15 protein-coding genes are annotated in these 18,037 nt (G+C 59.8%); 9 read left to right on the forward strand and 6 right to left on the reverse strand.

What is annotated here, in order from left to right; genetic code table 11:
* Window positions 1–27: 27 nt before the first annotated feature.
* A complete protein-coding gene (gene tilS / locus HYZ49_08720; GenBank protein ID MBI3242361.1) occupies window positions 28–1,455 on the forward strand; it encodes a tRNA lysidine(34) synthetase TilS in 1,428 nt (475 codons plus the stop codon).
* A 24-nt stretch (window positions 1,456–1,479) separates the two neighbouring features.
* Here the strand turns inward: tilS and HYZ49_08725 are convergent, their stop codons facing one another.
* From HYZ49_08725 to HYZ49_08735, 3 genes are all read right to left on the reverse strand, one after another.
* Window positions 1,480–1,980 carry a GAF domain-containing protein gene (locus HYZ49_08725; GenBank protein ID MBI3242362.1) on the reverse strand — a complete coding sequence of 167 codons (501 nt, stop codon included), beginning with the start codon at window positions 1,978–1,980 and terminating at the stop codon, window positions 1,480–1,482.
* A gap of 4 nt (window positions 1,981–1,984) precedes the next feature.
* Window positions 1,985–2,551 carry a GNAT family N-acetyltransferase gene (locus tag HYZ49_08730; GenBank protein ID MBI3242363.1) on the reverse strand — a complete coding sequence of 189 codons (567 nt, stop codon included), beginning with the start codon at window positions 2,549–2,551 and terminating at the stop codon, window positions 1,985–1,987.
* A 378-nt stretch (window positions 2,552–2,929) separates the two neighbouring features.
* Window positions 2,930–3,649 carry an HAD family hydrolase gene (locus tag HYZ49_08735; protein MBI3242364.1) on the reverse strand — a complete coding sequence of 240 codons (720 nt, stop codon included), beginning with the start codon at window positions 3,647–3,649 and terminating at the stop codon, window positions 2,930–2,932.
* Between the two features lie 43 nt (window positions 3,650–3,692).
* On the opposite strand from HYZ49_08735, the gene HYZ49_08740 reads away from it, so the two are divergent.
* The 7 genes from HYZ49_08740 to HYZ49_08770 all read left to right on the forward strand — a co-directional run bounded on the left by HYZ49_08740 (window position 3,693) and on the right by HYZ49_08770 (window position 11,667).
* Window positions 3,693–4,559: a C39 family peptidase gene (locus HYZ49_08740; GenBank protein ID MBI3242365.1), complete on the forward strand. Its 867-nt coding sequence runs from the start codon at window positions 3,693–3,695 to the stop codon at window positions 4,557–4,559.
* A gap of 96 nt (window positions 4,560–4,655) precedes the next feature.
* Entirely contained in the window at window positions 4,656–6,251 is a 1,596-nt protein-coding gene (locus HYZ49_08745; protein ID MBI3242366.1) for a trimethylamine methyltransferase family protein, read from the forward strand.
* Between the two features lie 29 nt (window positions 6,252–6,280).
* On the forward strand, window positions 6,281–6,772 hold the full coding sequence (locus HYZ49_08750; protein ID MBI3242367.1) for a nucleotidyltransferase domain-containing protein: 492 nt from the start codon (window positions 6,281–6,283) through the stop codon (window positions 6,770–6,772).
* Entirely contained in the window at window positions 6,765–7,196 is a 432-nt protein-coding gene (locus tag HYZ49_08755) for a DUF86 domain-containing protein (GenBank protein MBI3242368.1), read from the forward strand. The genes HYZ49_08750 and HYZ49_08755 overlap by 8 nt, the downstream gene beginning before the upstream one ends.
* Window positions 7,197–7,260: 64 nt before the next feature.
* Window positions 7,261–7,827: a DsbA family protein gene (locus HYZ49_08760; GenBank protein MBI3242369.1), complete on the forward strand. Its 567-nt coding sequence runs from the start codon at window positions 7,261–7,263 to the stop codon at window positions 7,825–7,827.
* Between the two features lie 175 nt (window positions 7,828–8,002).
* The gene (locus tag HYZ49_08765) at window positions 8,003–9,490 is read left to right on the forward strand and encodes a trimethylamine methyltransferase family protein (GenBank protein MBI3242370.1); all 1,488 of its coding nucleotides are present in this window, start codon (window positions 8,003–8,005) and stop codon (window positions 9,488–9,490) included.
* Window positions 9,491–9,531: 41 nt separating this feature from the next.
* Complete coding sequence (locus tag HYZ49_08770; GenBank protein MBI3242371.1) at window positions 9,532–11,667, forward strand: molybdopterin-dependent oxidoreductase; 2,136 nt, start codon at window positions 9,532–9,534, stop codon at window positions 11,665–11,667.
* Here the strand turns inward: HYZ49_08770 and HYZ49_08775 are convergent.
* The 3 genes from HYZ49_08775 to HYZ49_08785 all read right to left on the reverse strand — a co-directional run bounded on the left by HYZ49_08775 (window position 11,639) and on the right by HYZ49_08785 (window position 15,083).
* Entirely contained in the window at window positions 11,639–12,910 is a 1,272-nt protein-coding gene (locus tag HYZ49_08775; protein ID MBI3242372.1) for a DUF1501 domain-containing protein, read from the reverse strand. The two genes, HYZ49_08770 and HYZ49_08775, sit on opposite strands and share 29 nt — an antisense overlap.
* A 103-nt stretch (window positions 12,911–13,013) precedes the next feature.
* Window positions 13,014–14,483: a DUF1800 domain-containing protein gene (locus HYZ49_08780; GenBank protein MBI3242373.1), complete on the reverse strand. Its 1,470-nt coding sequence runs from the start codon at window positions 14,481–14,483 to the stop codon at window positions 13,014–13,016.
* Between the two features lie 72 nt (window positions 14,484–14,555).
* Entirely contained in the window at window positions 14,556–15,083 is a 528-nt protein-coding gene (locus tag HYZ49_08785; protein MBI3242374.1) for a hypothetical protein, read from the reverse strand.
* A 160-nt stretch (window positions 15,084–15,243) separates the two neighbouring features.
* Here HYZ49_08785 and HYZ49_08790 point away from each other — a divergent pair.
* Window positions 15,244–18,037, forward strand: a 2,794-nt coding sequence (locus HYZ49_08790) for an SUMF1/EgtB/PvdO family nonheme iron enzyme (protein MBI3242375.1), incomplete at its 3' end; no start/stop codon positions are given.

The raw sequence follows: 18,037 nt of genomic DNA on the forward strand, positions 1-18,037 counted from the left end.
GCGGTGATTATACTCTATAATTTTTGCATGCTTCTCGCCCCGGTTCGCGCATTTGCGCGGAAACATAGTCTGTTTGCTTCAAAACAGCGGCTGATCATCGGCGTTTCGGGCGGACCAGACAGCCTGGTTCTGCTTCATTTGCTCACCCGCCTGCGCGCCGAGTTTGAATTGGACTTGCACGTTGCCCATTTGCATCATGGCCTGCGCCCGGAGGCTGACGACGATGCTGGATTTGTGATGGAGATTGCGAAAGCGTGGGACGTGCCCTGCACGGTTGAACGCGCCGGTGTGGCCGCCCTGGCTAAAGAGAAGCATTTATCTGTAGAAGAAGCCGGGCGGCTGGCCCGCTACTCGTTCTTTGCCCGGCTGGGGTCAACTGCTGCCGTGGCCCACAACGCCGACGACCAGGCCGAGACGGTGCTGATGCACTTGTTGAGAGGCTCAGGGTTGTCTGGGTTGCGGGGGATGTTGCCGAAGGCCAGTAATCAGTGGGCGGTGAACAGTGAACAGGTGATTGTTCGGCCATTGCTTGGCACAACGCGAGCCGAGATAGAAGCCTACGCCGCCGCGCACGACCTCAAGCCCCGGCTTGACTCGACCAACGCCGATCGCAAGTATTATCGCAACCGCCTGCGCCACGAACTGTTGCCACTCCTCGAAACCTACAACCCCAACATTCGCCAGGTTTTGCGCCGCACGGCGGAAGTAGCCGCCGGAGATTATGAACTTGTGTGTGGTCTTGTCGAGCAGGTTTGGGCTGATACTTTGCTCCCGTCGCCTGGCCCCACCGTCACCTTTGACCTCGCTCGCTGGCGCGCTCTTTCGCTTCCGCTGCAACGCGCGCTTTTGCGCGAAGCTATTAATCGTCTGCGTCCTGGCTTGCGCGACGTGGATTTCACACCGATCGAGAACGCCATTGCCTGGGCGCAAACCGCCGAGTCCGGCCACACCGCCGATTTGCTGGGCGGGCTGTGTCTGAAGATTGTGGGGCCGACTCTGATCGTGGGCGAGTGGCAGAGGAGATTAGAGATTGGAGGATTAGACGCTTCGCGTGGAGATTACGAAGTGCCATTGGCGATTCCTGGCGTGACCCGATTTCTCGACTGGCAGTTCACTACTGAAATTGTCGCCGCCTCTAACCCCGTCCCTGACCGTTGGACTGCCTTTCTCCCACTTCCACAGCTACCTGACTATCCGACCACCCGACCCTTCGACCATCTGACTATCCGCGCCCGCCGCCCCGGCGACCGTTTTCAGCCGCTCGGCATGAACGGCCACTCGATGAAACTATCCGACTTTATGATCAACCAGAAGATTCCGGTGACCGAGCGCGACCGTTGGCCGCTCCTTGTCAGCGGCGAGACGGTGTTGTGGGTGTGCGGGCATCGTGTCTCGGAGTTGGTGCGGGCTGAGGCTAATCGCTGGCTGAGGGTTACGGCGATTCGGCAAACGTAAAACGACAAACGTCAAACGACACAATCACCGCGTCCTGAGATGAGGGAGAAGAGAATATAGTTGAGCATTCCCGATCGCCCTCGCCGCCTGCGCCGCAAAGGCCTCCAATAAATTCAAATCGCCCTCGGTGAAGGGTTGCCCGTCAACGGCTTTGCCTGCATACAAAGCGCCGAGCATTTTGTCGTTTGCCCGCAGAGGCGCGATCAGGATCGGGCCGACTTCCAGCGCCGCCCAACGAGAGTCGGCCTGACCGTTGAGAATGTTCACCATCTGCCCGGTTTGCTTCAACTCGTCCAGTAAAGGCGCGAATATCGCTTCAGCCCCCGGCGGCAGTTCAGGGGTAGCGTGAAAACGCAAACCTGTGTCGCGCTCACCGAAAAGGAAGAGGGCGCATTGGCGGGCGCGCATCAGGCGCCCGCCGAGCGTCGCGGCCTGATTCAACACCTCAGCCAGTTCCAGCGAAGCGTGAAGCGCTTCGCCGGTATCGTAGAGGGCGGCCATTTGAATCAGATCAAGGTATGGCATTGGTTTACCTTCCGATTCTCTTCGCCATCAAAATATCCGGCTTGCCGAGGCCGTTGGCATCGGGAACCACGCCGGTGATGGTGTAGCCCATCTTTTGGTAGAACTCGTAAGGGTGGCCCTTGAAGTTGCGGATGTTCGCGATGTGCTCCCAGGTGTTCTTATAAAGGTCGGCGTTGGCGAGCGAAGTCATGTTGTCTTCGTCGTCGGAGCCGAGGGTGATAGTGAGGCCGCCGCGCTGGCGCACCTGCGTTTCAAAATCCTGCACCAGCGCCCGCCCGATGCCTTGTTGTTGCTCGTCGGGTTTGACGACCAGCGGGTGAAGCTCCCAGACGTTGCCGTCGTATTCGGGGATGCCGCCGATCCAGCCGAGGACGTTGCCTTCCTTGTCCAGCGCGACTCGACAAATGCGATCCTCAGCCAACATCTGGCGCACCTCTTTCAGCGCCGAGACCAGGTCGGGCCAGGCGTCCGGCCAGTGCTCGCGGAAGCCTTCGACGAGCAGGGCGGCGGCTTGCTCGACGGCTTCCGTGTCGCCAAGTTCAAGATCAACAATTGTAAAAAGAGATTCCATAAGCAGGCTCACGTTAATGACGATGTTAATAAGGATGACAATGCCAATGCTTCCGACCAAGGTGCTCCAGAGAATAAGCAGGATGTCTTGCCAGATTGGTCTCCTGTAATCCCACATGGGAGCAAAGAACACTAACCACCATTCGTATATCATTAGAGTCAAATAATTCAACCCCGAAAGACTCAAGGCGATAAGCACGGCTGGGTTGCGGCTGCGAAATCTAAAGGTGATGAACTCTCGAAATAAAACTCCTTGCACATGCGCCATTTCAATTTGGGTATCAATGTAGTCCAACCCCGAGCGCCCGGGTCGGGTGCGGTAGCCGGGCCAGCCGGGAAGCTGTGAATGCTTATCTTGCGGAAAGCTCATGATCAGAGTCTACACAAGTTCAGCAATCGAGGGTAAAACAATGTCGGCCAGCGGGGACAGAGTCTCGGCAGGGGTCACGCCCGAACTGACGCCGACGGCCAGCCCGACTCCGGCCGCTCGCGCCATCTTCAAATCCTGAGTCGAGTCGCCGACCATGACTGTTTGCGCGGGTGAGATGTTCAGCTTCCGGCAGATGAACAAGATCATGTCCGGCGCGGGTTTGAGGGGCAGGCCGTCGTCGGCGCAGGCCATTGCTTCAATCATCGAAGCGACGCCCAAACCGGCAAACGTGGCCTGCGTAGGTTCGCGATCGTCAATCGTGGCTACCGCAACTTTTGCGCCGCGCTCATGCAATTGGCCGAACAGCGTCGGCAGGTGAGTGAGGGGTTGAGCGAGCGCTACCGGGTTGGGCAAGTGCCAGGCAACTTGCAAAGCGGCCTCCACTGCCTCGGCGGCCAAACCGGAGTCGTGAAGCGTGGCCGCCGTCAACCGGCGAATGCTTTCCATCGTCGTCCCGGCCAGCGGCCCGTCCGACACTTTCCCCGAAACCGGATCGTACTTCATCATCTGATACAAACGATCAGCCACCGGCGCGCCCAGCGCCGCTTCGAGTCGCTCGGCCACCTCCACCAGCCAGCGGCCCCACATGGCGTGGAAATCAATCAGCGTGCCGTCTTTGTCGAAGATCACAAGTTGCGGTGAACCGATGCCGAGCTTGTCGAGCGTCATACCTTGACTTTCTCCGTCTTTGCCATATTCTATAGCCACTCGAATGAACACGCGGCAGATTGTTTTGTTGGAGATTTTGTTTCTGGCGAATCTGGCGGTCTTTGCCTCACTGGGCGTGATTGCGCTTGGCGAAGGTTGGATACAGATGCCGGGCGCATTATCTCACAACAACCCGGACACAGTTTTGATTGTGGTGATGAGAGCAACTGAGTCGGCGCTTCCCGCTTTGACGGTTTCGCCGACTCTGCTCCCGACCTTTGCTCTGCTTCCGGCCCGGACTCTGATTCCAACCAATACGCCGACTCCGGTTTCACTGGGCCGTCTGCCTCAACCCACGTCTGCGCCAACCGCAAACGCTCAAGGCGTTCTGCTCGACATTATCGGCCACCCGCAATCATTGCCGCTCTCGTGCGAGTCGCGCTCGGCGGCAGACTGGGCCGGCTACTTTGGCGCGGCGATTGACGAGCTGGAGTTCTTTGGCCGCCTGCCGGTCTCGGATAACCCCGACGTTGGATTCGCCGGTGACGTGAATGGAAAATGGGGTAATATACCGCCCAATGCTTACGGCGTTCACGCCGGGCCGGTGGCGGCGCTTTTGCAGGATTACGGATTGAGCGCCGAAGCCCGCCGTGATCTGACATGGGATAACTTGCGCGCCGAGCTGGACGCCGGGCGGCCCGTCATGGTCTGGGTCACCGGCCACGTGTCGAGCGGCGCGGCGGTTGAATATGTGGCAACCGACGGCCAGACCGTCGTCGTTGCGCCTTTCGAGCACACCGTCATCGTCGTCGGCTACACGACTGACAGTGTGAGCGTGCTTGATGGCAGTCGAATTTATCTGCGCTCGCTGGAAAAGTTTTTAGACTCGTGGGCGGTGCTGGGAAATATGGCAATCGTTGCCGGACCATAACCGGGTCAACGGATTGAACGTATTCAACGGATGTTTTTTGCTATGCGTTCAATCCGTTTTATCCGTTGACCCTTTACTCTTGAAAGGACAGACATTATGACTGTAGAAGCTCGCCGCGCTCGCCGTGAGTCGCGCCGCCCCGGATCCGCCGCTCGCCCTGCCGGGGTCAAACCCTTGCTCAGTAAACTGCCGCTCACCGAGGTGCTCTCGCCCGAAGGCGTGGAGATGATCCATCAGGCCTCCATGCGCCTGCTCAAGGAAGTCGGCATTTTGATTGTGGATTACCCGTCCGCCGCCGAAACCTTCAAGCAGAACGGAGCAACGGTGGAATGGGTGGAGAAAGATGTAACGTACCCGAACGGCGACACGACTCAGGTGAAGGGACATTTGGTGCGGCTCGACGAAGCGACACTGATGAACTTCATCAAGCAAGCGCCGTCAACCTTCACCCTGCTGGCGCGCAACCCGGCCAACAACCTGGCTGTGGGCGGGCGGCACACAATTTTTGCGCCCGTCTACGGCCCGCCCTTCGTGGGCAGTTTGGATTGGGGCCGCCGCCAGGCTACCATCGAAGACTTCCGTAACTTTGCCAAACTGACGTACATGGCCGAGCACTTGCACCACAACGGCGGCACGCTGGTGGAACCGAACGATATTGACGTGCGTGAACGCCATCTCGATATGTTGATGGCCCACATCACCCTGAGCGACAAGGCCTTCATGGGAAGCGTCACCCACGCCGACAACGCCCGCGACACGGTGACGATGTCCCGGATTCTGTTTGGCGAAGAGGCCATGAGCCAGAACCCGGCCACCCTGTCGCTCGTCAACGCCTCGAGTCCCATGCGCTTCGACGACCGCATGTTTGGCGCGCTGGAAGTTTACGCGCGGGCCAGGCAGGCGGTGCTGGTCACGCCGTTCCTCATCGCCGGCGCAATGTCGCCCAGCACCATGGCCGCCACCCTGGCCCAGCAAAACGCCGAGGCCCTGTTCGGCATTTGCTATGCCCAGATGCTCAACCCCGGCACGCCGTGCATTTATGGCTCGTTCTTAGCCAACATTGACATGCGGAGCGGCGCGCCCTGCTTTGGCACGCCCGAAAATGCGCTGGCGCTTTTCGGCGGGGCGCAAATGGCCCGGCGCTACAAATTGCCGTATCGCTCCGGCGGCAACTTCACCGCCTCACGCATTCCAGACGCGCAGTCGGGCTACGAGTCGGCCAGCACCATCTGGCCCACCGTGCAGGCGGGCGTCAACTTTGTTCTGCACGCCGCGGGCTGGCTGGAGGGCGGCTTGATCTCCGGCTACGAAAAATTTGTGATCGATCTTGAGATGTGCGCGATGATGGCCCGTTTTGTGAATGGCGTCGGCCTGAGCGAAGAAGACTTTGCCTGGGACGCTTACGGCGAAGTTCCGCCCGGCGGCCACTTTCTGGGCGCGTCTCACACCATGCGCCACTACGATACTGCCTTTTATCAGCACCGCGTCTTCAACATGGACAACTACGAGAAGTGGGAGGCCGAAGGGAGCCACGACACTTACCAAAAGGCCAACACCGTCTGGAAGCAGATGCTCAAGGAGTATCAACAGCCCGCGCTCGACCCGGCGATTTTGGAGGAGTTAAATGCCTTTGTCGAAGGCCGCCGGGTTGAACTGAAAGACCGTAAGCCGAGGACGGAGTGGAAATTGTAAGAAATATAAGATGGTACAATCAGCGCAAGATGACTGTTCGAGCGACAAATTCACCAGTAGATTACTACCAAGAACGCCGTCAGCGAGCCGAAGCGATTATTAATATATTGAAGCTTGGGCTTGAATTGGCGGTGTCGCGATTCCCGGTCGAAATCGCTTATCTTCACGGGTCGGTTGCGCGTGGCACGCCGCTCTCAGATAGCGACGTAGATTTGGCGTTAGTGTTGAACGAGTCGCTGCCGCCGATGGAACAGTTGCAATTGGAGTTTGAGATTCAAGATGCGATTGTAGAAGCCTGCAAACTAAAGGCTATTGATGTGCGCGTTATCAATCGGGCGCCCTTAAGCGTGCAAGGCGAAATCGTGCAGGAAGGGAAATGTCTTTACGTCCGCAACCGGGAATTCAAGGCGGATTTTGAGTCGCTGACACGGCGGAAGTATTTCGATTTCAAACCTAATATGGAGCGGATGCAAAAAGCATTTCTGCAACACATCCGCCGGAGAGGACTATCACATGGTTAAACCTGGTAAAGTCCTCTCCATGCTGAATAACTTGCGCGACTCTCGCGAGAAGTTGGGGCGCCTGGCTGAGTTCTCAGAAACCGATTTTCTTGCCGACTTCACAAAGGTTGAGAGCGCCAAGCATCTTTTGCAAGTCTCGGTTGAAGCCTGCCTCGACATCGCCCATCACATTGTTGCCGATGACGGCTATCGCACACCACAAGACAGTTTCGACACGTTTGTTGTGCTCAATGAGGAGAAAATTCTGCCGGATGACTTTCTGCCAATCCTGCGTCAAATGACGAGCTTTCGTAATCGTGTTGTTCATCTGTATTGGGATGTGGACGATCAGATCGTTTACCAGACGGCGCAACACCGCTTGGTGGATTTGGATCGGTTTGCCCAGTTAATTTCTGATTATCTTTCCCGCGAAGGCCCGGGGTGAGGAGACAGGCAAAGTGACCGTCCGAATCCAGGTTTTCAGCGATTACGTTTGACCCTGGTGCTTCATGGCCGAGTCCGGTCTGGACTCGTTGACGAAGACCCGCGAGGTGGCGATTGAGTGGAAGGCTTACGAGCTTCGGCCCGGCGGCAAGTTCCCCGGCACGCCGGAGCAGGAGGCGCGTTATCGGGCGATGGTTCGCGAGCGGCACGGGCAGATGACGGCTTATGCCCGCGAACACTTTGGCCTTGAGATGGGTGAGCCGCCATTAGGCGTCAACTCGCGCCCGGCGTTGGAAGGCGAGCGCTATGCTCGCGAGCACGGCAAGGGCGCAGAGTATCATCACGCCTGCTTCGTCGCCCACTGGCGTGAAGAGCGACGGCTCGACGACATGGATATGCTGACCAGCATCGCCCGATCACTTGGCTTGAACGGCGATGAGTTTCGCGAGGCGGTGACGAGCGGCAAGTATCATGAAGAAGTGGAAGCCGACTTGCAACTGGCTTACGAGTACGGGATTAACGGGGTTCCCGCCTTTATCTTCGGCAACCGCTATCTTGTCTCCGGGGCGCGCCCGGCGGAGTTTTTAGAGCAGGTGGTGGATAAGTGTGTTGAAGAAGGGCTGGTGGAATGAAAACTTCCCGAAGGCAAGCAAGAAGCCTACGGGAAGTTTTTTTTCTGCCCTCTGTTCTGTTTGCGCTTCAGGCCCGGCGATGACTGTCACTTCACATCAGGAAAATAGTCACTATTTGCATTGGGAGAATGGCGATACGATAAGTTGATAAATCCAACCCGGGAGCCTATTCACTATGAGCCAACGCCGTCACTCGCGCCGACCCGCCATGATCATGGCTGACCCGTTGCCCGACCTGCCGCACCTTCAGCCAAAGCTGACGATGTTGAGCCAGGACGACTGCCGGCGAATTCATCAGGCGTCGTGCAAAATACTTGGCGAGACCGGGGTGACGGTCTATCACCAAGCCGCCCGTGAGTTGTTGGTCGAGGCAGGCGCAACTGCCGCCGGCGAGTTGGTGAAGATTGCGCCCGACCTGATCGAGACGGCCTTGAAGTCAGTCCCAAACACATTCAATTTATACAAACGCGGCGGCGACGAAGTCGCCGTCAAGCTGGATGGCAGGGAAGTCTACTTCGGCCCAGGCTCGGACACACTGCGCTATCTCGATCCGCGCTCCGGCGAACGGCGGGATTATCAAACCGCCGACATTGCCGATTGCATGCGCCTGTGCGACGCCCTGCCTGAAATCGGTTTTGTCATGTCGGTCGGCATCCCGCGCAATGTGCCGACCAACATCTATTACCGGCATCAGTTTGCGACGATGATCCGCAACACAGCCAAGCCGATTGTGTTCGTGTGCAACGACCGGGCTGACATTGAGGCGGTTGGCGCAATGGCCGCCGCCGTGGCCGGCGGCATGGATCGATTGAGCCGCCACCCGACCCTCCTGCTGTATTCTGAACCCACCACGCCGCTCTCGCATTCCGGCGAAGCGGTGGACAAACTTCTGTATTGCGCCGAACACACTATCCCGGTCACGCATTCGCCCGCGCCGATGATGGGCGGCACGGCTCCGGTGACGATTGCCGGAGCGGTGGCGATTGGCAATGCCGAGATGTTGAGCGGGCTGGTGATACATCAACTCAAGAATCCCGGCGCGCCTTTCCTCTACGGCCACGGAGTCCATCACCTTGATATGAAAGAGATGATCAGCGTTTACGGCGCGCCCGAGTTTCAACTGGCGCGGGTGATGGCCGCCGAGATGGGCCGCTTCTATCATCTGCCGGTGTGGGGCTACACCGGCCACAGCGACAGCAAGGTGGTGGACGGGCAGGCCGCCGCCGACGCCCAGTTTTCGGCGCTGGTGGCTTTGCTGGCGAAGACAAACTTGAATCACGATGTGGGTTACCTGGAAAGCGGCCTTGCTGCGTCACCTGAGTACATGGTGCTGACCAACGAAATCATCTCTCAGAGCCGGAGATTCGCTCAGGGTGTGCGAGTGGATGACGAAGCTCTGGCAGTGAAAGTGATTGACGAAGTCGGGCCGGGTGGTGAGTTCATGAGCCACGATCACACTCTGGCTCACTGGCGCGAACTTTGGCTGCCGCAACTCTTCGACCGCCAGCGGCTCGACTCGTGGCGGGAACACGGCTCGAAGAATATCAACGCCCGGCTTCGGGAAGCAACAGTGTCGCTGATGGACACCCACAAAGTCGAGTCGCTCCCGGCCTCGGTTGACAGTGAGATTGACTATATCTTGAGACAAGGAGGGCGGCGATGACAGTGCAACAAGCAGACTCTCAACACTCAGTCATCACCGGCATGTGCGGCGTCTGCCCGGCCGGGTGTGGCGTAGACGTGCATCTGGTAGACGGCAAGATTGATCGCCTCACACCCCTCAAGTCGCATCCTCAAGGCATCGTTTGCCCGCGCGGCGTGCAGGCGAAGGAAGTCGTCTATTCTCCTGATCGGCTTCTCTATCCTCAACGACGGGTTGGAGAACGGGGCGAGGGCCGTTTCGAGCGCATCACCTGGGATGAAGCCTATGACCTCATCGTCGCCAACTTGCGACGAATCGCCGAACAACACGGCCCGGAAGCGGTCTGCATGTACACCGGGCGCGGCAACTTCGAGTACGGCCTGAACGAGGCCTTCGCGCCAAGCGGAACAGTGGAGTCGTCGGCCAATGCGGTGCTGTTCCCATTTGGCTCGCCCAACACGACAGGCGTCGGCGCGTTGTGCTACGTTTCGTACGGCATGATCGCGCCCCGCGCCTGCTTTGGCGACACCATGCGTAACGTGCAGGAGGACATTGATCGGGCCGACCTGATTCTGGTGTGGGGCGAGAATCCGGCAACGGACTCGCCGCCGACGAATCTGCGCCGCCTCAAGCGCGCCCAGGAACGCGGGGCGCGGGTGATCGTCATTGACCACCGCCGGAGCGAGACGGCCCGGGCGCTTCACGCCGAATGGATCGGCGTGCGGCCCGGCACCGACGGGGCGCTGGCGCTCGGTGCGCTTCATGTGTTAATCGAAGAAGGGCTTTATGACCGGGATTTTGTCGAACGGTGGACTCACGGCTTCCCCGAATTGCGTGAGTATGTTTGCGAGTTTACCCCGGAGCGAGTCGAGCACATCACCTGGATTCCCGCCGAGGCCATTCGCGATTTAGCGCGAGCCATCGGCCAGGCCCGGGGTTGCTCGATTCTGCTTTACACCGGCCTCGAATATTCCAACAGCGGCGCGCAGGCAATCCGGGCGGTGTTGACTTTGCAGGCGCTGGCCGGACATCTCGACTCGCCGGGCGGCAAGCTCTTTCGGATGCGCGACCGACTGCAACTTAATCGCATTCTGACTCAGCCGCCGGCAAACGCGCCCAGGCCAATCGGCGCGGACGAGTACCCGCTGTATTACGAAGTGCGCAACGAGGCGCAGGCGGTGATGTTGCCGCGCGCGATTCTGGAGGGCAAGCCTTATCCGATTCGGGCCATGATCGTCAGCGGCGCGTCGTTGATCACCGCCTGGCCCAACCCTGACTTGTGGCGGCGGTCGCTGGCGGCGCTCGATTTTCTGGTGACGATCAACCGCTTCCCGACTGCCGACGCGAAGTATGCCGACCTGATGTTGCCGGCCACGACGATGTTCGAGATCGAGTCGTATATGCAACACGACGGCTACGTTCAACTTCGGCGGCGGGTCATCGAGCCGCTGGGCGAAGCGCGCAACGATTACCTCATCTTTGCCGAGTTGGCCCGGCGGCTGGGCTACGGTCACCTCTGGCCGCAAACCGAAGAGGCGCTGGTTGAGCGCATGTTGGCTGGCACAGGCGTCCATCTGGCCGAACTGCGGGCGCGCCCTGAAGGTGTGCAATATCCCGAACCCGAAGTGCGCTATCGCAAATACGAAACGGGGGAACTGCGGGCCGACGGTCAGCCCGGCTTTGAAACGCCGACCGGGAAATTCGAGATCACCTCAGAATGGTTGCGAGGACACGGTTACGCCCCGTTGCCGATTTACGTCGAGCCGAAGGAAGGGCCGCTGGCGACGCCCGAACTGGCGCGGCGCTTCCCGCTCGTCTTCAACTCCGGGGCGCGCACCCAGTCCGACTTTCGCTCGCAACATCACAACATCCCTTCGCTCGTCAAACAGCAACCGTGGCCGCTGGTTCACATTCATGCTGAAGATGCGCGAACGCGTGGCATCGAAGACGGCGACGAGGTGGACGTGGTCTCGCCGCGCGGGCGGGTGACGTTTCGCGCTCGCGTGACCGACGACATTGTGCGCGGTGTGATCGAGGCCAACATGGGCGGCGGCGGCCCCATCGGTGCCGAAGCCTGGCAACGGGCCAACGTCAACGACCTCACCGATCCCGACAACCGCGATCCGCTCTCGGGCTTTCCGGTTTACAAGGCGCTGTTGTGTGAGGTGGTCAAGCGCGAAGCAGGCCTCGCGGTGTAGCTTTGTAATTGGGGAAGATTTGATCCACCGCCGGATTGTTGAGCCGCTTGAGGCAGACTTCGGCCAGAACGTCACGATAGTCGGTCGTCACTGCTAAATCGCCGGGGCCGACGAGCTGGCTGTCGGCCAGGCCCGGCCACTGGCCGTGAACCTTGTTGCCCATGACGTGGCCGCCCATCAGCATCATCAAACTGCCATGACCGTGATCGGTTCCCAGACTGCCGTTCTCTTGAACCCGGCGGCCAAATTCGGACATGGTGACGATAGTGAGACGGTCGGCGTAATTGGTGGTGTCTTCGTGGAAGGCGGCTAACCCGTCGCCCAGTTCCTTGAGCAGACCAGCCATCAATCCTTCGCTTCCGCCCTGGGCGAAGTGCGTGTCCCAGCCGCCCAGGTCAATCGCCGCCACTTCCAATCCCACTTCTGCTTTGATCAACATGGCGATCTGTTTGAGGCCGAGGCCAAATTCGGTTTCTGGATATTGGTTATTGGTTATTGCGGGCGTGTAGCCAAGCGGGTCGAGGGCTTGCACGGCGTCCATGATGTCGAGCGTTTCCTGGCCGACAATGTTCAACGGATCGTCTCCCGAATAAAGCGAAGTGAGGGCGGCCCGCATCTGCGCCAGCGCCTTCAGGTCGCCGCCGAGGTGAAAGTCGGCGATGGAGCGCAGGGCCGAGACAGGAACCGAGCCGCCGAGACTGCGTTGCGGCAGTTGGCCGAGGCCGATGGCTCGAAGCGGTGAACGATTGCCGGTATCAAGTGTAGCCAGGTGGCGGCCAATCCAACCGGAGGCCGGGCCTTTCTCGTCGTCCACGCCGCGCTCCATCAACTCCATGGCTTTGAAGTGAGATCGCGACTCGTCGGGCGCGCCGCAAGCGTGAACGATGGCCAGATGCCCGGCCTGCCACGCCGGCATCAGCGGCTTGAGGTTGGGATGAAAGCCGAAGAAGCCGTCGAGGTCAATCGCTCGCAGATTAGCTTTGGCCTTGTTGTCGTCCGGGCGCGGGATGCCGAGGGTGGGGCGCTTGGCATAGTAGGCCTGGTCGCCGTGTGGGACGACGACGTTGAGGCAGTCGGCGGCGCCGCGCAGGAAGACGACGATGAGGGTGTCGCCGCGCGGCGCGGAGTGCTTGGGCGCAAACGCGAGTCGCGGCATCCATGCCGGTAAGGCAGGCCAGGCCACCGCGCCGGCCAGCACGGCGGCGGACTCAAAAAATTTGCGGCGGGTTAGAAGGTTGGGCATGGAGAGTCTCCGGGGAAGGCAAATGACAAATGGCAAATGGCAAATGGCAAACGTGAAACGACAAACGTGAAACGTCAAACGACAAACGTGAAGCGTAAAGTTGTTAGCGCCACTGGAATGCTGGAGAGGCGGCCAGCCCGGCGACGATGACGGGCGGCAAGTCGCCGTCGGTGGCCCCGGCCTCTTGCAGGGCGGCGGCCAATTCGTCCCGTTTTGTTGCCGGCAGTTGCACGCCGATCAAGAGTGAACTGAAGTGATCAATGAGCCTTGAAGGTGAGTCGGCGTTCGTAAGCTCGGTCAGGTTAATCTGCGTGCCGTTAATCTCGTTGCGCGCCAGGGCCATGGCAAACTGCCAGCGCGGCATGAGGTTGCCGCTCCAGGGCGCGGCGCGGTCGGGGTAGCCGTCGGGCGTGGGCCAGCCGAAAGGCAGTTGCCCCATTCGAGCCAGAGTGTCAACGATGTTCTGGCCGGCGTCGGTCTGGGCGTTGAGCGCCCGGAGCGAGGAGGTGATGAAGTTAACGGGCCGCTTGAACTTCGGCCTCGCGTAGGCAAGACCTTCAAACAAGATGACGCGCAGAACTGCTTTAATGTCGCCATCTGTTTCGGCAAACGCCGTTGCCGCCCTCTCAACAATTTCTTCCGGCGGCTCGTCGGCGATGAAGCGCCGGGCGAGTTTGGTTGCAACAAAGCGGGCGGTGGAGGGGTGGGTTGCCAGTGTCTCAATGACCTGCTCGGCCTCGCTCTGGCCGTTCGGCTGAATCGTCAGGCCCAGCACTTCTTTGACTCCCGTGTCGTGAAAGTCGGGGTTGAAGGTGAAGTCGCCGTACCAGAAATGCTCCTTCACCGTCCAGCCGGTGAAGCACCGGGCCAGTTCCATCACGTCGCGCTGGGTGTAGCCGCCCCCGACCCCGAGCGTGTGCAGTTCCATGATCTCGCGGGCGTAATTTTCGTTGGGGTGGCTGGCGTAGTTCACCTGATTGTCGAGATAGACGAGCATGGCCGGCGAGTGGGCCGAAGCCCACAACAGATCGCGAAAGTTGCCAAGCGCATGTTTGCGTATCGTCTCGCGGTCGTCCACGGTTTTGAGAAACCAGCAGATGCCTTTGTTCACGCTGATGTTGAAGTGATCCGACCAGAACTCGGCCATCACTTCGTAAAGCTGGCGGCGGCTGTAGACCTGGCAGGTGAGCGTGGCCTGGCGCAGTTCGTTGATGGGCGGCGTCACGTCGAGATCGTCGAAGAGCTTGTTGCCCATCTCAAAAATCTCGTTGGCGTCCATGTTGAGCGAAGGGAAGCGGCGGAGCCGCCAGTCGGCGGGCGCGTCGTCAATGGCTTCGGGCGCGAGTTGTTCTTCGATCCAGGCGTTCAGCCCGATCTCGGCGACGCGGGCGCGATCTTCGCCGCGCGGGCCAAACGTCAGGCGGCTCAATTCGGGGAAGCCGACACTGGAAACATTGGCCGGGTTCTGGAAGTCACCGGCCAACTTGTTGTACACCGGAGCGCACGCAGAGGTGGCTACCCCTGAAGCCACCAGTCCGGCCAATCGCAGAAAGTCACGGCGTGAGAGAGTCATAGGATGAATGACAAATGACGAATGACAAATGAAAATGATCGGCGTTCGTCTATCGTCCTTCGTCTATCGTCGTTAGGCTTGGGAAACGTTCATATTTTCAGGGGCGGGCTGAGGCGCGACGACCTTCGGCATCCAGCGCAGGAGGGCGAAGGCGGTTGCGCCGAGCGAGACGACGATGGCCAGCGGGATGACGATGACCCAGCCGACGACGGGGAAGGCGGCGGCCAGTTCGAGGGCAACCGCCCCGCGCACGAACGCCCCGGCGGACGAGAGGCCCTCACTGCGGCGGGCCAGCCGTTCGCCCATCTTGGCCGCAATGCCGGCCGCGCCCAGGCTGGCAATGCCCAGCGCCAAAAAGACCAGCGCCCAGCCGAAGAAGTTCACCAGGCCGTTGGGAATGGCGAACAAGATGACAGCCGGGATGGCGACGACGGCGGTGATGACGCCGCCGACGAAGAAGCACAACCAGGGCGTGCGGTCGAGCCGCAGGCGGGCGCGCTCGACGGTGGCCGGGAAGAGGAGCCACCACGCAGTTAACATGCCGGGGAAGACGATGCCGAGACTGAGGAGAATGCCGAAGATGGCGGAGATGTCGGCCATGGCTGTAATACCTTTCTGTGGATAGTGATCAGTGGTTCAGTTATCAGTTATTGGTTACTGACAAAACTGGCGGCTGTTATCAGGTATTACAGGCGAGGGGAGAGGAAAGTTGCATGAGGACTTGGCGCGCCATTTTCTTTCGGTGCTATACTCGCCGGTTATGAAGACGCGACACTTTTTGCGGCTGATGGCGTTCCTCTTCCCCGTCGTTTTAGCAGCTGCCGCGCCGGTTTTGGCGCAGACCGGCACGCCGCCTCCTGTAGCAACCGATACGCTCGCGCCACCCACAGAAACTCCCAGCCTTACCCCTGCGCCGACCGCGACGCTCACTCTGCCCGAGTATGTTGCGGTGCACGGGCTTGACGAGCGCGTACTACGCGAGTTGGGGTTGGTTATATTTTTGGTTGCGGTCGGAGCAGTGGCCGTGTTCGGTTGGCTAGCGGCTCCCTACCTCAAACGCTGGAACGAACGGCGCGAGCAGGCGGTTGCCAAGCAGGTGGATCGTGTCGCAGACGGCGACCCAATGGATACTGCCACCCGCGAATATCTGGATCGCTTCGAGAAGAAGTACAGCCAGTTCAGTTTTCGCGGGCTGGAAGACGTGAGCGGGGCAAAAATTCCGGAGTTCAACACGGCTTACATTTCACTACGCTTAGCCGAGCGGCCCGACAAGGAGATGGCTCGCGCCGGGCGCAAAGCCGCTGAACCGGGAGAACTGCGCGAGGGCGGGCCGCTGGAGATTGATGTGAGCCAGGCCGTCAAGCGTTCGGCCCGATTGACGATTGTGGGCGCGGCAGGTTCCGGCAAGAGCACGCTGTTGCAATGGGCAGGCGTGTCGGTAGCCCGCGCCCGCTTCCGCCGGGGGAGCGGACTCACTGAAACTCAACGCGAGTGGTTATCGGCGTTGGGCAACCAAAATCTTCTGCCGATCTTCATCGCCTTGCGCGACTACGTGCGCTTCTGCCGCGACCCGCGGTCGCCGCGCGCCATCAGCCCCGCCACCCTGGTTGAGTTCATCGGCGTTTTCTATGCCGGGCTGTTCACCTCAGTGGACTTCCCGCCGGATTTCTTCAAACAGCATTTGCGCCGGGGTTGTTTGCTCTTGCTGGATGGCGTGGATGAAGTCTCACCTGAACAGCGCGCCCAGGTGCGCGAAGCAGTGGAAGGGCTGGTGGTGGATTATGGGCTGGCTCACAATTATTACCTGATCACCTCGCGCTCGATGGCGTATCGCGGCGCGGTCGAGTTTGCCGAGTTTGAGCAGTTGGAAGTGCAGCCCCTCAACCGCGCCCAACGCGATGACCTGTTGCGTTACTGGTGCGACGCGATCTACCCGGCCGATGAAGCCGCCAGGTATGCCGCTGATCTGAGCGCCAGCATCGAACACAGCGATGACCGGGTGCGCCAACTGGCCCGCACGCCCTTGATGGTTTCGATCTTTGTGCTGGTCTATTACCACAACCGGCGGCGCTTGCCCAACCAGCGCGCCGAATTTTATTATCGCGCCACTCGCGTGCTGGTGAGTGAAACCCACAAGGCCAACGCGCCCGACTATCCGGAATGGGAGCGTCTGAGCGTGGAGACACGGATTGATCATCTGAAACGGGCGGCTTACGAACTGTACACGCGCAATGCCCAGAGCGCCACCGCCGACGAACTAGCCGACTGGCTCAAAGACGAGAGCGGCTTTGAAGGCGAGAAGGAATCGGCCAAAGAATTCTTGGCCGCCGCCGCCAACCGCAGCGGCTTGCTGGAAGAGCGCGGCGGGCAGTATGGCTTCTTCACCCACAAAACCTTCCACGAATTTCTCGCCGGGCTGTATGTGGCCCAGAACAAACGCAAAGAGTGGCCCGGCCTGCTGGCGAAGCGCGCTCCTGATGATCAATGGCAGGAAGTGATCCTGCTGGCCGCCGGCTCGCTGGCTTACCTGAACGCCGAAGACGCCAATGACTTTGTGGAACTGCTCGGCCGGTTGGGCGCTGACGATCGAGACCTCCTGCGCCTGGCCGGGCTGGAACGGGCCGCGCTGGCTCAGGCCGACTTTCCGCATGATCGCGCCCAGAAGCACCGCAAGGTTTTGATTTCGCGTTTGGAAACGCTGATGGTGGAGGCGCAATTGAACCCCGCACAGCGCCGCCCGCTCGGCCTGGCCCTGGCCGCCCTCGGCGACCCGCGCTTTACCTCCCTTCAACCAGAGTTCGTCAAAGTCGAAGGCGGTGCTTTCCTCATGGGCACCAACGACGACGAAGCCGAACGCCTCAAGGCACAGGAAGCAGACTCCTGGGATGACGAGAAGCCTCAACATCACGTTGATGTCTCTGAGTTTGCCATCGGCAAGTATCTTGTCACCAATGTCGAGTTCCGTCGTTTTGTTGACGACAAAGGCTACGACACTGAAACTTATTGGCCCGGCGATAGTTGGAAGTGGCGTACCGGAACTTTGGAGCCTAACCTGTCAATTTATGAGGATGAAAAACTCAGAAAGCAAGTAGAAGACTGGCTGAAGGGTCGCCCCAAAGAAAAACGTCATCAACCCTTTTACTGGGATGACCCACAATGGAACGCCGACAACCTGCCCGTCGTCGGCGTGACCTGGTATGAGGCTGACGCTTATTGCCGCTGGCTCACCGCCAAACTCCGCGCCGCCGGACTCGTTACTTCAGCCCAAACCGTTCATCTGCCCACTGAAGCGCAGTGGGAAAAAGCGGCTCGGACCCCACCCCCGGCCCCTCCCCTGGCGAAGAACACGCCCGGAGAGGGGAGACTGTGGCCCTGGGGCGACGAGTGGGAAGCCAACAAATGTAATTCCTCTGAAAGCAACTTCAGTGGCACAACCCCGGTCGGCATGTACCCAAACGGCGCGAGCGGTTGTGGCGCGCTGGACATGGTGGGCAACGTTTGGGAATGGTGCGCTGATTGGTGGGATAGCGATTTATACAGCAAGCGAGTTGGAG

This window comes from Chloroflexota bacterium (genome assembly GCA_016197225.1).
GTDB lineage: Bacteria > Chloroflexota > Anaerolineae > Anaerolineales > VGOW01 > VGOW01.